Raw genomic sequence first — 14,784 nt, 5'->3', positions numbered from 1 at the left:
CGCGGTCGGCGCCTGCCACGCTCGCGCGGGGGCACGCGCGGCCGCCGCACGAGCAGCCTCCGCCGCCCGGGCCGCTGCCGCCGCCTTGGCCGCCTTCACCGCCGCCAGCCGCTTCTGCTCCGTCTGCCAGGCGAGCACGGCGTCCTTCACCGTCTGCACCGGCCCGGCCAGGTGGGCCCGCACGGTGGACAGGTCGGCGGCCTCCGCGAATCGATGGCGGCGCAGCACGGACGCCGCGTCGTAGAACCCCAGCCGAGCCGAGAACCGGCTGGTGACGGGGGCAGCGGGGTCAACCAGCCGGTACCCCTTCTTCAGTTCTTCCCTGACCAGGTCCAGCTGGTACTGCTCGGCCCGGATGCCGTCCGCCAGGGTCGTGCGGGACGCCGGGGCGAGCACCTTTCCCGCGCTCGTGTTCAGCGTGAGTTCCGCGGACGCCAGGACCGACTCCGCGACCGCGAGCAAGCCGACCGCCCGCAGGCGCCTCTGCTCGAAGCCGTCCACCTCGCCCAGGTACTGGGCTTCCGCCACCGACACCGTCGCGGCCGAGACGTGGTTGGCCCCGAAGGCGACGTTGCCCGCCGCCAGGGCCAGCGGCACGGCGAGCATCGCAATGGCCGCGAGTGCGCTCCGGCGCACAGGGTGCCGGCGGGGCAGGCGAAGCGGGCGGGACGAAGTACTCATCAGCAGGTCCCCTTTCGGGAAGGGACGCGTGGCGGGTGGTTCGATGCCGCTCAGTCAACTCCGCAATAGCAGAACATGACAAGTGCTCAGTTATGAAGAAGTGCCGCGGCACTACCCCCGGTTCGGGTCACACGGGCACGCCGCCGTGCCGAAGACCCGCACGGGGTCAGCTACACAAGGACCAGCTACAACAGCGGCCCGCCAGACAGCGGCCAGCTACCCGGCGGTCAGAGGCTCCCGAGCCACATCGTCACGGCCGGCATCGAGTCCTCGATTTTGAGCGTGACCACGGCGTAGCTCACGACCCAGAGCAGCACCCCATGACGCCGATCGGCAGCAGACCGCGACCGACGCGCCGGCGCACGACGATCGAGCGGCCGAGCACGTACAGCTCCACCGACAGGAAGGACCAGGCCCAGTGGAACGGACGATCGATGCCGTCGGACAGCAGTCCCCGCCAGTCGACGTACGCGAAGATGAGCGAGGCGATCCGCGCGGCCAGGGCGAGGGCATACAGGAAGTAGAAGTCCGGGTTGAGCAGGGCCAGCCACGATGTGACCGAGAGGTCGACCATGGTGGACAACCCCGACGTGAATCCGATCAGGAACCCGGTGAGGTCGAACGCCACCAGCGCGAACAGGGAGAGAAGGGGAAGCCCCACGATCATCCAGATGGATGCGCTGTAGACGGGCATCGCGGAATCCCGCAGCGACGCGCGGGCGGCCGGGTTGTTGGCCGCCGCGGGGTCGTGCAGGTGTTCGGTCCACCTCGCGCCGTCCCACCATCGCTGTCGGGCGGCCCCTGACGGGTCCGGGTACCAGCCTGCTTGCGTGGAGATGGTTCCTGCCGTGTCGGTCACGAGGGCTCCTTGACGTTCGGGTGCGGCCAGCATAGAGGCCCGGTGCCACCGCGCCTCAGCCCCCTATCGGGGGATATCGGCAGTCCCGATCACGGGCTAACCGGCCGCTACAGGGATGAGGGCTAGTATCGCCGTGGACTCCCACAGGACCATCCGCGGCGAACTCCACGGGCGAGTCCCGAACGGGCGGGGAGTCTGAAATGAGCACATCACATGGTTCCGCTTCGGGGCGCTCCAGCCTGGCTGGAGGCATGAGCGCCGCTTTCGCTCTCAGCGGGATTGTGGCGCCGGCCTCCGCCGCTCCGGCCGACGCCATGCGCTTTTCGGCCTCAGTGCGGCCGTCGCAGACGTGGCATCTACGTCTTTTGCCCGGGGGTTCGCCTCTGTCAGTTGGACGGTTGGAGCCGCTGCGTCGGCCCCAACAGCGTTGCTGTGCGGCGGCAGTGTTCCCGCACTTCGGATGAAGGAAGACGACCAGCTCGACAGCGGTCAGGGTGTAGTAGCCCGTCACGAAGGGCACCGCCATGACACCGATGACGGCCACGAAGACATAGCCGAGGAGCAGGAAGACGCGTGACATCGCCGGAACGAACCCGCGCGGACCGATGACCATCGAAACGAACACGGCGGTCATCCCGCTCGCGGCCACATTGTGAGCCGTGAAGAACTCGTCGACCGGGAAGATTCCGACACCGGCGAAGAGCACGCCGATGAGTGAAAACATGCCTTTTCAGCCCACTCGGCGAGACTATGTGGCGGGGGGCGTCCCTTGCCTCGTCAGACAGCCTGGTGGCGCCACGGCGATTGCCACGTCTGCACGGCGGTCCAGACACTCTTGACCTTCATGAGTTGCGCCACGGCTTCGTCACCCATCTCCACACCTACGCCACTCGTCTTGTGGCCCCCGTATGGCGACCCGGGGTGAAGCTGGTGCACGCAGTTGACCCAGACAAGCCCGGCCTGAAGCGCCGAGCTGAGTCTGGCGGCGCGGGCACCGTCCCCCGTCCAGACGGAGGCCGCGAGACCGTACTCCGTGTCGTTCGCCATGGCGAGGGCTTCCTCCTCGTCACGAAACGTCAAGACGGACAGCACCGGGCCGAAGATCTCCTCTCGGACGACCTTCATCATCGGCGACACGTTTCCGAACACAACCGGCTCATGGAACCAGCCCATCGCTGGCAAGCTCACCAGCGGGCTCAACCGTTGGGCACCCTCCGATGTGGCTGACTCGACATAGGCGCGCACCGTCTGTAATTGACGCTCCGAGACGAGCGGGCCGACGTCCGTGGACTCATCCAAGGGGTCACCTATCCGCAGTCGTGAGATGCGCTCGCGCATCATCTCAAGAAACTCGTCCGCCACGGAGGCATGCAAAAGCAGTCGGGTGCCAGCGGTGCACGTTTGGCCAGCGTTGAGGAACGCGGTGAAGGTGGCTGCGTCGGCAGCGGCGACTAGATCGCTGTCAGGGAAGACGAGAAAAGGACTCTTGCCGCCCAGCTCCAGACTTACGGACTTGAGCAATGTCCCGCATCGCCCACCAATGAGACGGCCCACCGACGTGGAGCCGGTAAAGGTGATCTTCTCAATATTGGGGTGTTCGACCAGCGCGCTCCCGGTGGTCTCGCCCGGTCCATTGAGCACGCTGACGAGCCCGGCGGGGAGTCCGGCCGTGTGCAAGATCCGTCCCAAAAGAAGGGCGGAGAGCGGTGACTCCTCCGCTGGCTTGAGGACCACGGCGTTACCGGTCGCCAGCGCCGGGGCAAGTTTCGCCGCGGCGTTCGTGAGGGGATAGTTCCACGGGGTGATGGCGCCAACCACACCGAATGGTTCTCGGACGACGACGTTGGTGAAGCCGGGTTGCACTGGGACAGCCGCTCCGCGCAGCCGGTCGGTGGTACCGGCCCAGAATTCGAAGAGCCTGGCGGCCCGCTCGACGTCACGAGTGGCTGTGTCCTTGATCGGACGACCCACATCCAGGGTGTCGGCCAGGCCCAATACAGCTCCGTGGCTGCGGATCGCGTCAGCCGCCGCGCGGAGGAGCCGTGATCGATCCTGTCCGTCCATTTGCCACCAGACGGAAGCAGCGTCCACCGCGGCCGCGGTCGCGGCCTCGATCTGCGCGACCCCGGCGATCGATACCGCCATAAGCGGCGCGCCCGTAGCAGGGTCGATGGTCTCGAAGGTGCCGTCACTATCCGGAGACCACTCGCCTGCCACCAAGTTGGGAACTGGCTCGCTAAGGTCACCGGGGAAGTGCCGGCGTAGCTCGCGGCCAGCTTCAGCGTGACGCCGGACAAGTTCAGATGCCACGGAGAGGTCCCTTCAAATTTGGAGTGTCCTGCCCAACCGACTCGCGCTGGTCGGGCAGGACAACATGTATTTCGGCCTAAGAACCGGCCGGCGGGTACAGAATGGTGCGGTCGAAGCTCCCGAGGGTGTCCGGCGTGACCTCGACAGGAACCAGGTAAGCTTCCTTGCCGACGTCGACACCGTTCAGCTTCTCGGTAATCGTGTCGACCACCACGCGGCCGAGCAGGACGGACCCACCAACGCTGGTGTGCTGCACCCAGCCCTCCTTCATGAGCTTCTCCAGATCCGGGTCGAGGTCGACTGCTGTTACCTGGACCTCACCAGGCTTCTTGCCTGCGCTCTTGAGAGATTGCACGACTGCCTGAGCCACCACGCTGTTGAACGCGTAGATGCCCTTCACGTTCGGGTCTGCTTGCAGGATGTTCTCCGCGGCTGCGAGGGAAGCCGGCAGGTCCGAGAGGTTGTTGAGCGCCTTTGCTACCGTGACGCCCGGGCAAGCGGCGAGGCCGGCCTTGACTCCATCCTCGCGAAGCTTGATCAGGTCGATCCCGGGAGGCCCAAGAAGTAGGCCGACGCTGTCGCCGCTATTGAGGCTGTCGCACAGAAATTTTCCGGAATTGTAGCCAGCCCGCACGCTGTCCTCGCCACGCTTGATGACCTGATCGGACTGCGGGAACACCCCATCACCAACGACCAGGACACCCGCCTGCTCCGCGGCCTCAAGCGCCGGAACCGTGCCCGTGCTGCTCGTAACTGCGATGGCTATAGCGTCGAACTTCTGCTGGACGACGTTCTCAATCTGAGAGATCTGCTTTTCGATGTTCGCATACCCACCAGCGTCGAAGAACGTGACAGTGGCGCCGACCTTGGCGGCCTCGTCTCGATAGCCGTAGGCCTTCTGCTGGAAATAGGGATCCCCCGCGTTGGGGAAAAGCACCGCAATCCGATACGGCTTCTTGGCTTTCAGGTCAGGGACGACCTCTGCGACGGGGAGCGAGGCTGGAGCGCCCGTGGGCGCAACCCCCTGCGGAGACGCCGTGTCACCTCCACCTCCGGCCCCGCTGCTAGCGCATGCGCTGAGCGCCAAGCTCATCAATATGGCGGGCAGGACTAGTTTCCTTTGCTGCTTTCGAACGTTCATTTTCACCTCATGAATGGGAAGAGTCGAACCGAACTCTGGCTGAGTCCAGCGGGGAGGAGACGGGGTATAGACCCTCGGGCACGGTTGGCCTTGTGGGCTCAGCGCTTGCGCCCCCCTTCACGCATGACCGTCAGCAGCACTGCGCCGATTGTGGCGGCCCCGATAACGATGCGTTGGATGAACGTCGAAATGCCCAACAGGTCAAGCCCATTGCTGACGATGCCGACGAGGAGGACGCCGTAAATGGTTCCTATGAGTCGACCGCGACCGCCGAACAGCGACGTACCGCCGATTACCACTGCAGCGACCGCGTTGAGCTCCATCCCCTGGCCGAGCAGGGGCTGGCCCGAGTGGACGCGGGCCGTGAGGATCACACCACCCAAGGCAGCGCACAATCCGCTCAGCATGTACACCTGGAGTTTCGTCCTCGCGACAGCAATGCCAGCCAGGTTCGCCGCCTGCTCGTTGCCGCCCACGGCGTAGACATGAATGCCCATGCGAGTTCGGTAGAGCAGTATCCAAATGAGAGCAAACACAACGGCGGCGATGATGACCGGAATCGGTACGGGGCCGACGAAGCCAATGCCCAGGTTGAAGAACCACGAGTCCGGCAGCTCGAAAATTGGGTCGCCGTTGGTGATGGTTAACGCGGTGCCGCTGACGATGGAAAGCATCCCCAGGGTAACGATGAAGGGTGCTACTGATGTAAAGCCGATGATGGCGCCGTTCACGGCTCCGACGAGCAGTCCCGCTCCGAGAGCCATCGCGATTCCGAGAGTAGGATTGCCCTCTCGTAAACCGATTGCGGTGAGGACACTTGCTAGCGCAACCACCGAGCCGACGGACAAATCAATGCCCGCAGTGAGGATTACAACGGTCTGGGCGGTAGCGATCAAGGCGAGGACCGCAACCTGCCGCGCGACGTTAGTGAAGTTCGTTACCTCGGCGAAGTTTGGGGCCAGCACAGAAAAAAGGACGAACAAAGCGACGAGAACCGCGGGAAGTCCCGCGACTTCCCAGCCAGGCCACCTAACCCGCCACCGGCTCGCGGTATCAATGGTCATTCTGTCCCCTTTTCGTGTGTTAAGGCCGCGCTGAGCAGTGCCTCGGGAGTGGCGGTGGAATGGGAGAACTCAGCGCTGATGCGGCCCTTCCGCATGACGAAGATCCGGTCGCTGAGGCCCATAACCTCGGGCAGCTCGGAGGAGACGACGACGACCGCCTTGCCCTCGGCAGCCAGCGCCGCGACGAGTTCGTAGATCTCGATTTTCGCCCCGATGTCGACGCCTCGAGTGGGCTCATCGAGCAGTAGCACCTGACTACCGGCGGCCAGCGTCCTGGCAATAACGACCTTCTGCTGGTTGCCGCCGGAAAGCATCTCAACGCCCGTGGTGCCGTTTCTTGCTTTGATCCGCATGGCTGCCATGAATCGCTTCCCCAGGCTGGCAACACGTGAACGCCGGAGCACGCCCCATGACGTGCACTTGTCAAGAGCGGACAGGCTGATGTTGTCCTGGATGCTCATCGGCAGCACGAGACCCCAGCCATGCCTGTCCTCAGGGACCAGGGCCAAGCCGTGTTCGAGCGACCGGCGCGGGCTACCGCCATCAAGCCTGAATCCTGCCAGCTCAATCGTTCCGCTGGACCGGTCCAGGCCGTACAGGCCGCGAAGCAATTCGGTCCGTCCCGCGCCCACGAGGCCGAAGAATCCGACGACCTCGCCCGCATGCACATCAAAGGACACGTCTTCGACTCGACCGGGAATTGTCAGATTGCGAACCTTGAGCACGACATCCCCGTGGGTCGTCCGATGGGGCGGAAACTCCTGGCCAACCTCGCGGCCGACCATGAGCCGGACCAGTTGGGGCAACGGTGTCGATGCCGGCAAGCCTGCGGCGACAATGCGACCGTCGCGCATGACGGTGACACGATCGGCAATCTGCGCGAGCTCCTCGAGACGATGCGAGATATAGATGACGCCGACGCCGGTCGCGGTGATCTGCTTGACCCGAGTGAAGAGCTCCGTGACTTCCCGATCTGTCAGCGAGGAGGTCGGCTCATCCAGGATGAGGATGCGCGGGTCGCGCGAGAGTGCGCGCACGATCTCGACAACTTGGCGAACGGCCAGACTGAGCCGCCGGACGGGCACTTCCGGGTCCAGGCGCAGCCCCAGCGCGGCGAGTAACTCCGACGCGCGTCGGTTCATAGCGCTGCTATCCAGAAAGGGCGCCCCTGAGTGGACCAACTCCTGACCCAGGAAGAGGTTCTGCGCAACAGTGAGGTCCGGGACCAGGGACAGCTCTTGGTGCACGGTGCTGATGCCTGCCTGCTGGGCTGCGTGAGGAGTCCCAAGAACGACCGTCTCGCCCCCGATTGAAATGCCTCCCGCGTCGGGTTGGATAGCGCCGGAGAGCATTTTGACCAAGGTCGACTTGCCGGCACCGTTCTCGCCGAGCAGGACGTGAACCTCGCCTGGGAGTACGTCGAGGTCAACACCATCGAGCGCACGGACCCCGGGGTAGGCCTTGGCAAGACCGCGTACCGCAACAGCAGGCGTGGTCGTCATGCGCACTCCTCAAGGAGGTGAATCACGTCTGAGTATGCGACCGGTCGCGGGCTTCCGGCGACGACAAGGTCCTGCATGACCGCGTCCGCGAGGCCCGGGTAATCCCCTGGCGTGATACCCAGCTCGCCAAGGTGAGCCGGCAGCCCGAGGTCCTTCACGAGTGCCTCAACCGCGGTGGCAGCGGCGCCAGCAGCGGCAGCGTCCGTGAGTTGCGAAGTGTCAACACCCAAAGCCCCGGCAATTAGCGCTTGCTTCCTCAGAGTCCCGGGTGCAAGCCAGCGCATGACAGAGGGCAGCACGACGCATGAAGTCCATCCATGCTGCACGTTGTGCCGCGCCCCAATCTGATGGCCGATGGCATGCGACAGGCCCAACGTGAGGTTCATCTCGCCGAAATACGACGCCCACGCGCCCAGCTGCCCCTCGCTGCGAGCTTCGACGTCCTCAGGGTTGCGCACGGTGGCGCGCAGCGCGCGAGACAAACGGCGAATGGCGTCGAGAGCGAGAGCGTCGGTAACCGGACCGCTGCGCGGAGAGTAAACCGTCTCGATGGCGTGGTCAAGGGCCCTCATACCGGTGCTCACCCACAGGGCTGCGGGAGTCGTGACGCCAAGCTCCGGGTCGAGTATGACGGACCGCGGTGTGAGTTCATTCGCGATCAGCAGGTCCTTGGTACCACGTTCAACGCTCGTAACCGCTCCGCAGTTGGAGAACTCAGCTGCGGACAATGTTGTTGGAACGGCCACAATTGGCAATGCCTTGCCGTTCGTGGGCGGCAGTATCGTCGTACTCGGCGGATGGAACACCGCACGCCAACGCTGGAGTTCCATCGCATCGCGGAGCCCCTCGCCAGCGGCGAGGGCAAGCGCCCTGCCCGCATCGACAACGCTCCCTGCGCCTATCGTGACCAATACGTCGGGCCTTGTTTCGTTCAACAGGTCGAGGCCAGCCTGAAGGCATTCGTAGGGTACGTGCGGCCGGACGCCGTCGTAGACCGCGACACAACGCGTTCCGAGCATCGACTCAATCCGTCGGACAAGTTCCGGATGCCGACGAACAGTCGGCGACGTCACAATCATGACTCGTTCGCCGCCGAGGCGGTCGAGCTCACCAATCAACTCGTTCAGCGAACCGCGGCCATAGTGGACACTGTCCATTGGCAGGTAATAGAAGTGCCCTACATTCGTCATCGCGGGTCCCCCTGCCAGCCATTGTCAAACAGATCATCTATCAGGGCTAGAAGACCCGAGACGCCGGCGGGTATCGCGCTCTCGTCCACGTCGAACTGCCCGTCGTGAAGTGGCGGCGCAGGTCGGACTCCCGACGGGTCGCGCACCCCGAGCTTCACGTACAGTCCTGGCCGCTGCCGTGCGTACAACGCAAAATCATCAGCTGTCATGGGCGGCTGATCGAGCGCGACGACCGTCAGCGTCTCCGAGCCGCCGAGCACGCTGAGAGCCCGTTGCACGAGCCGTTTGTCATTGCGAACGGCGGGCATGTCATTCTTCCATTCGACCTGAACGGTGACGCCTGCGGCGTCTGCCAGCCCGGCGACTACTCGCTCAACCGCATTCCGTAGGCGTCCGGCATCGCCCTCGTCGACGGTCCGAATTGTGCCCGTGAGCTCAGCTTCCGACGGGACAATGCTCTGTGACTGACCACCGTGGAAAGTGCCCACGTTAAGAGCGACGCGACTGCCAGGGTCGATCTCGCGCCCAAGGAGCTGATGGAGGGAGCCGACCATAGCGCTGGCGGCGAGCAGTGCGTCGCGGCCGCGGCTGGGCGTCGCGGCATGGGACCCTGTGCCTGTCACCAGAATGCGAAAGGCCATTTTGGAGGCCATCGCGACGTCGAGATCCACGCCAATGACCCCGGCGTCCAGCGTCGGCCAGCAGTGCAGCCCCAAGACCACGTCGACGCCATCGAGCACGCCCGTGTCGAGCATCTCCTGGCCGCCGCTGGACTCGCCGAATGGGATCTCTTCGGCGGGCTGGAACACGAAGGTGACCCGCCCGCGCCGGCTGGGTCGCGCGGCCAGCGCCTGGGCAACCCCAAGGACGACCGCAGTGTGCACGTCGTGTCCGCAGGCGTGGGCAACGCCCGGGCAGGACGAGGCGTAAGGGACAGACTTCAAGTCAGCTGTGGGAAGGGCGTCGATGTCAGCGCGGAGGAGGATATGAGGGTAGGCAGCTTCTCCCTCCAAGGTCGCGACAACGCCGGTGCGCGCTTGCCCAATCCGCGGCCTGATGCCAGCCGCCAGGAGTTGGTCTGCGATCAGTTTCGCGGTCCGCACTTCTTGAAATCTCAACTCGGGGTGCCTGTGCAGGTCGCGTCGGAAGTCGACCAGGTCACTCATAGAGGGATTGGACACGAAGGCGTCCTTTATTGGACCTAAATTCATGTCATGACTCTGTCGGATGCCGCACAACTTGTCAAGGACAACTTGCGGACGCATCCAGAAATCTTGACGCGGCCCCGTGGGCAGCGTCACCGCACGCTACAAAGCCAGCAAAATCATTCCGTGCCCAATCCTGGGCGGCGGCTTCGACGGCAGCCATTTCGTCAACGATCACCTGCTGCGCGGAACCCATGGCGCCCGTTGGTTGCGGAGTGCACGAAACGAGCTCCGCGCTCGTCCCGACGGAGTCTGCCTTGCGGTCATCGCCTCGGCACGAGTAAGTCCACATCAATCTGATAGACGGCCTGCGGGCGGCCAGCACGGGGCGGACCCTCAGCGCCGCGAACCGTCGCTACGCCCGCCCTCTGGAGCGTCGCCAACATTCGCCGAGCCGACCTGGCTTCGCCACCATACGCAGCCGCGAGTTCACGAGCCGTGAACGCGGACGGGTCCAACCCGCGCAACGCGACAGTCAGCCTCGCGAGAGTCAGAGGCCTCATGCCCATCTCCCGCGCATGAGACAGCAGCAGATCGTCCGTCTCCCGCAACCGGTACCCTGCGACGCCCGTCGCCTCAAGGCCGAAGACACTCCCATCGGGGAATACGGTGAAGGGACCGTGATCGTCTCCCGCGAGGGCAAGAGCGCGGCGAGCATTGGCCTCGGCATCCAGAAGAGTCGCCCCTGCGCCGTATCCCACTGCCCACCCCTCCGGGACACCTGCGCCGCCCGCCAGCGTCATCGATTGCACTGCTGCGATAGTGGTGTGGACCACCCAAGTGCCGTCGGCAGCAGGTCGGGCCACCCCCCTGAGTTGCTCTGAGAAACTGCGCACGTGTGGAGGGGGAAGGTGCCGTCGCTGATTATCCAGGGGGCGCAGCACGGCCGCAGTGAGCTGCGACCCCTCCACCTCAGCCATTTTCAGCGCCGAGGCAGCACGGGAAAGTGCCTGCCTCAGCGTCGACCGTGTGTGCTCAATGCGCATGACGGAGACCCCAGCTTCGTCCAAAGTCCGTTTCACCGCACCCAAACACGTAAGGCTCATGGTCGCTCGCCCTTCGCGAAGTGCATCGAGGTGGAACCTCACCACCTCGTCGCTGGACCGGAGCCGACCGCGACCCGCATCCAGCGACAGAACTCTGAAGGCTGACGTGACTCCCAAGTCGTTGAAGACCTCTGCCACCACGTCCTCGTCGATGGTGTCGATGCTGACGGTTGGAATGTGCCCGCCGTTGCGAAGTAGCACCAATGACAGGGTCCGGTACAAGTCGATTGCGGTGTGGGGTACGAAGTCGACCGTCGCATGCAAGACGTGCTCGCCTCCTACCGCCTGGCTGAACGGGACACGGCCTGTGAATAGTAAGACCTGACACACCCTGTCGAGGTCCTGGGAGATCGAGGGCACGTCGTCAACATGGCTGTAGGACCTACCTATTACCTGGTCGGCAAGGCCGATGTCAGCCGCCACCGCAAGCGCTAGAGCGACTGAGTCGGGTGAGCCTATAACTCCGATCACAACAGCAGTTCGCCCCTCCGCGCTCGTACGGCCATCCAGGAGACTCTGGGCGTTGCCCTTAACGGCAATGCGCCACCAATGATTATAGCGCGTTGACGCATGTAAACCTCGGACTTGAAACCCGTTCCCTGAACACGCAGACAAGTCCAGCGGCCTCCAAACCGATCAAGGACGGGGCCCCGCGTTCCGCGTCGCCGGCTCGTCGAAGAGCGCCGGGCAGGAGGCAGGATTCATAGAATGAGCTCGTGGATAACCTTCAAAGTTCCAGCCGCGTCAAGCCCCCGGTTTCGACGAGGTTCCCGGATGCGGCGATCTAGTGGACGCGTACACCTGGGTCAATCTCGTTCTCGTGCTGCTGTTCGTGCTGATCGGCGGGGTGTTCGCCGCGACGGAGATCGCGTTGGTGTCCCTGAGGGAGAGCCAGCTGCACGGGCTGCGGAAGCAGGGAACCCGCGGGGCCAAGGTTGCCTCGCTCGCGCGTGACCCCAATCGGTTTCTCGCGGCGGTGCAGATCGGCGTCACGGTCGCCGGCTTCCTCTCCGCAGCCTATGGAGCCTCAACGCTGGCCCCCGATGTCGCGCCGCTGCTCGAAGCGCTCGGCCTGTCCACGGGCGCCGCGGACGTGCTGGCCCTGATCGGCATGACGCTGCTGATCGCGTACCTGTCGCTCGTGCTCGGCGAACTCGTGCCCAAGCGGCTGGCGCTGCAGCGGGCGGCCGCTTTCTCGCTCGCGCTCGCCCCTCCGCTGCTGATTTTTGCTTCGCTGATGCGCCCGGTGATCTGGTTTCTTTCCGTGTCAACGAACGCCGTCGTGAGGATCTTCGGCGGAGACCCGCACGCCAGGAAGGAGGAAATGTCGGTCGAGGAGCTCCGTGACCTGCTCGGCGCCCACCCGGGGCTCGAAGTCGATGAACGAAAAATCCTCGGTGAAGTCCTCACCGCAACGGATCGTACCGTCAGGGAAGTGATGCGCCATCGCGCGGATGTCGCCTTCCTGACCGGCACCCAAACGATCCCCGAGGCGATCGGCCAGGTACGCGTGATGCCGTACACGCGCTACCCGCTCATCGGCCAATCCGTTGACGACGTGATCGGTTTCGTGCACGTGCGCGATCTTCTCGACCCGGAGGGGAACCTCGGCGCGAGGACGGTCGCCGACCTCGCGCGGCCGATCGTGTTCCTTCCGGGCACGAATCGCATCCTGCCGGCCATGACGCAGCTGCGACGCGCCGGAGTGCACATGGCCGTCGTGATCGACGAATACGGGGGCACCGACGGCATCGTGACGCTCGAGGACCTCGTCGAAGAACTCGTCGGCGAGATGCGGGACGAGCGTGACGCCCCCGAGGCCGAGGCCGTGCGCCGCTCCGACGAGTCCGGCGCGGCACTGATCGTGGACGGCAGCGTGAACATCGAGGACTTCGCGGAGCTGACCGGGATCGAGCTCGAGGACGGCCCGTACGAGACCGCGGCCGGCTTCATCACGGCTCGGCTGGGCCGCCTGCCCGTCGTCGGCGACACGGTCACCGTCGGCGCGCGTCGGCTCAGGGTCGCCGCCATGGAGCGGCTCCGAATCACCGCCATCGAGGTACTCGCTCTTTGAGGGGCGGGAGCCATTCAGGGATCTGCAGGTCTCTGACCGGAAACCGGTCACCTCGATGTTTATGACCTGTTCGGCTTCCAGTCCCCGGCCGAGGTGGCCGGTCAGGCCCAGCCGCGGGTGACGACGAGCTCGTGGATGGAGTTGGCGACGGTGGCCGCGTATCCGGCCACCTCGGGGCTGCCGGTCGTCCGGCCGGCCGCGTCGGCGAACGCTGCGGCCAGGTTCGACCGGATATAGGCGACCCGCTCGGCGGCCAGTTCGGCCAGGATACGGAGCTTGTTCCTCGAGGATCCGGCGCCAGATGAGGGCTAGTATCGCCGTGCCCCCGAAGGACACGCGGCGATCTCCATGGGCGGGTCACCCGCAAACGGAAAAGGAGTCCGACATGAGCACATCACCAGGTTCCGCCTCCGAGCGCTCCAGCCTGGTTGGAGGCGTGAGCGCCGCTCTCGGTCTCAGCGGGATTGCGGCGCTGGTGTGGTTGTGGATGCTGACCGCGACAACCATCGACCCGGCGAACTGGGTACGCATTCTGGGGCTTGCCTTCCTCCCCGTCGGCATCGTGGGCGCGGTCATCGCCGGGACTGCCGGCCTGCGCAGTGCCGGCCGACGCTATGCGCTCTTCGGCCTCAGCGCGGCCGCCGTGACGGTGATCGGGTTTGTTCTCCTGATCACCATCTACGGCTAGCGGCTCCCTGGCCAGAGCGGCTCCGTCGCGGCATCCTCCACCGCACGCATGACGCGCAGGATGTTGCGCCCGGCGAGCTTCTGCAGGTCGCCGGCCGACCAGCCCCGCGTCGCCAGCTCGTCGAAGAGCGCCGGGTAGGTGCTCACGTTCTCCAGGCCCGCCGGCTGCACCGGCGTGCCGTCGTAGTCGCCGCCGATCCCGATGTGGTCGACGCCGGCCACCGCGCGGGCGTGCTCGATGTGGTCGGCCACGTCAGCCAGAGTGGCGTCCGGCCGAGCCGACACGAACCCCGGCACGAACGTGACCTGGAGCACACCATCGTTGTCGGCGAGCTTCTCCAGCACGAGGTCCGACACGTTCCGCGGGTGATCGGTCAGCGCCCGCGCCGAGGAGTGGGAGAAGATCACCGGGGCCGTCGTCGTCGCCAGCGCGTCGAGCTGGGTGGACTCCGCGGTGTGCGAGAGGTCCACGATCATCCCGATCCGGTTCATCTCCGCCACGATGCCCCGGCCCGTGTCGTTCAGGCCGGTCGTCTGCCGCAGGCCGGTCGCCGAGGCCGCCCAGGAGGTGTCGTCGTTGTGGGTGAGGGTCATGTAGCGCACGCCCAGTCGGGCGAACATCCGCAGCGCCCCGAGGGATTCGGCGATCGAGTGCCCGCCCTCGATGCCCATCAGCGAGGCGATCCGGCCCGACGCCCGGACCCGCTCCAGCTCGTCGGCCGTGGCGGCGAAGCCGAACACCTGCGGATACGAGGCCACGAGTCGGTAGACCGCGTCCACCTGCTCCAGGGTCGCAACGACCGCCGCCTGCTCGGGCAGATCCGACGGCACCCAGACCGACCAGAACTGCGCGCCCACGTTGCCCTGCCGCAGCCGCGGGATATCCGTCTGCAGTTCACTGCGCACGGCGTCGAGGCCCGCGACCGAGTAGCCGGCACTCACGCGCAGCGCGTCGGGCAGGTCGTTGTGCCCGTCAATCAGGGGCACACCGGCCAGCAACGTGGTCATCCGCTCTAACATCAGGC

General features: G+C 65.3%; 13 protein-coding genes. 2 read left to right on the top strand and 11 right to left on the bottom strand.

All coding sequences use genetic code 11. From position 1 onward, the window contains the following. From E3O23_RS14570 to E3O23_RS14525, 10 genes are all read right to left on the bottom strand, one after another. Positions 1 to 681, bottom strand: a 681-nt coding sequence (locus E3O23_RS14570) for a hypothetical protein (RefSeq protein WP_134492210.1), incomplete at its 3' end; no start/stop codon positions are given. Between the two features lie 298 nt (positions 682 to 979). Beyond that, entirely contained in the window at positions 980 to 1,540 is a 561-nt protein-coding gene (locus E3O23_RS14565; RefSeq protein ID WP_166790528.1) for a DUF2510 domain-containing protein, read from the bottom strand. A gap of 55 nt (positions 1,541 to 1,595) precedes the next feature. Then, positions 1,596 to 2,264 (bottom strand): hypothetical protein, encoded by a 669-nt coding sequence (locus tag E3O23_RS14560; protein ID WP_134492206.1) that lies wholly within the window; start codon positions 2,262 to 2,264, stop codon positions 1,596 to 1,598. A 53-nt stretch (positions 2,265 to 2,317) separates the two neighbouring features. Beyond that, a complete protein-coding gene (locus tag E3O23_RS14555) occupies positions 2,318 to 3,850 on the bottom strand; it encodes an aldehyde dehydrogenase family protein (protein ID WP_134492204.1) in 1,533 nt (510 codons plus the stop codon). Between the two features lie 76 nt (positions 3,851 to 3,926). Further along, complete coding sequence (locus E3O23_RS14550; RefSeq protein ID WP_134492202.1) at positions 3,927 to 4,991, bottom strand: sugar ABC transporter substrate-binding protein; 1,065 nt, start codon at positions 4,989 to 4,991, stop codon at positions 3,927 to 3,929. Between the two features lie 98 nt (positions 4,992 to 5,089). Continuing rightward, a complete protein-coding gene (locus E3O23_RS14545; protein WP_134492200.1) occupies positions 5,090 to 6,055 on the bottom strand; it encodes an ABC transporter permease in 966 nt (321 codons plus the stop codon). Further along, complete coding sequence (locus tag E3O23_RS14540; protein ID WP_134492198.1) at positions 6,052 to 7,557, bottom strand: sugar ABC transporter ATP-binding protein; 1,506 nt, start codon at positions 7,555 to 7,557, stop codon at positions 6,052 to 6,054. Before E3O23_RS14540 ends, E3O23_RS14545 begins: the two co-directional genes overlap by 4 nt. Beyond that, on the bottom strand, positions 7,554 to 8,714 hold the full coding sequence (locus E3O23_RS14535) for an iron-containing alcohol dehydrogenase (RefSeq protein WP_166790527.1): 1,161 nt from the start codon (positions 8,712 to 8,714) through the stop codon (positions 7,554 to 7,556). The genes E3O23_RS14540 and E3O23_RS14535 overlap by 4 nt, the downstream gene beginning before the upstream one ends. A 29-nt stretch (positions 8,715 to 8,743) precedes the next feature. Further along, a complete protein-coding gene (locus E3O23_RS14530) occupies positions 8,744 to 9,913 on the bottom strand; it encodes a M20 metallopeptidase family protein (protein ID WP_166790526.1) in 1,170 nt (389 codons plus the stop codon). A gap of 302 nt (positions 9,914 to 10,215) precedes the next feature. Continuing rightward, the gene (locus tag E3O23_RS14525) at positions 10,216 to 11,469 is read right to left on the bottom strand and encodes a hypothetical protein (protein WP_134492192.1); all 1,254 of its coding nucleotides are present in this window, start codon (positions 11,467 to 11,469) and stop codon (positions 10,216 to 10,218) included. Positions 11,470 to 11,785: 316 nt separating this feature from the next. Between E3O23_RS14525 and E3O23_RS14520 the strand changes: the two genes are divergently transcribed. Next, on the top strand, positions 11,786 to 13,072 hold the full coding sequence (locus E3O23_RS14520; protein WP_134492190.1) for a hemolysin family protein: 1,287 nt from the start codon (positions 11,786 to 11,788) through the stop codon (positions 13,070 to 13,072). Between the two features lie 385 nt (positions 13,073 to 13,457). After that, positions 13,458 to 13,760, top strand: coding sequence for a hypothetical protein (locus E3O23_RS14515; RefSeq protein WP_134492188.1), 303 nt, complete (start codon positions 13,458 to 13,460; stop codon positions 13,758 to 13,760). On the opposite strand, the gene E3O23_RS14510 is transcribed toward E3O23_RS14515, so the two are convergent. Next, a complete protein-coding gene (locus tag E3O23_RS14510; RefSeq protein WP_134492186.1) occupies positions 13,757 to 14,779 on the bottom strand; it encodes a dipeptidase in 1,023 nt (340 codons plus the stop codon). The two genes, E3O23_RS14515 and E3O23_RS14510, sit on opposite strands and share 4 nt — an antisense overlap. Positions 14,780 to 14,784: the final 5 nt, after the last annotated feature.

The organism is Cryobacterium tagatosivorans (assembly GCF_004402215.1).
Classification (GTDB): Bacteria; Actinomycetota; Actinomycetes; order Actinomycetales; family Microbacteriaceae; genus Cryobacterium; species Cryobacterium tagatosivorans.
The sequence above is the reverse complement of the archived record's forward strand: the minus strand, read 5'-3'. Positions and strand labels throughout refer to the sequence as shown.

Coding starts and splice junctions, on each gene's coding strand:
- E3O23_RS14560 (WP_134492206.1), bottom strand. CDS start 2,264: ATGTTTTCACTCATCGGCGTGCTCTTCGCCGGTGTCGGAATCTTCCCG.
- E3O23_RS14550 (WP_134492202.1), bottom strand. CDS start 4,991: ATGAACGTTCGAAAGCAGCAAAGGAAACTAGTCCTGCCCGCCATATTG.
- E3O23_RS14545 (WP_134492200.1), bottom strand. CDS start 6,055: ATGACCATTGATACCGCGAGCCGGTGGCGGGTTAGGTGGCCTGGCTGG.
- E3O23_RS14540 (WP_134492198.1), bottom strand. CDS start 7,557: ATGACGACCACGCCTGCTGTTGCGGTACGCGGTCTTGCCAAGGCCTAC.
- E3O23_RS14535 (WP_166790527.1), bottom strand. CDS start 8,714: ATGGACAGTGTCCACTATGGCCGCGGTTCGCTGAACGAGTTGATTGGT.
- E3O23_RS14530 (WP_166790526.1), bottom strand. CDS start 9,913: ATGAGTGACCTGGTCGACTTCCGACGCGACCTGCACAGGCACCCCGAG.
- E3O23_RS14515 (WP_134492188.1), top strand. CDS start 13,458: ATGAGCACATCACCAGGTTCCGCCTCCGAGCGCTCCAGCCTGGTTGGA.
- E3O23_RS14510 (WP_134492186.1), bottom strand. CDS start 14,779: ATGTTAGAGCGGATGACCACGTTGCTGGCCGGTGTGCCCCTGATTGAC.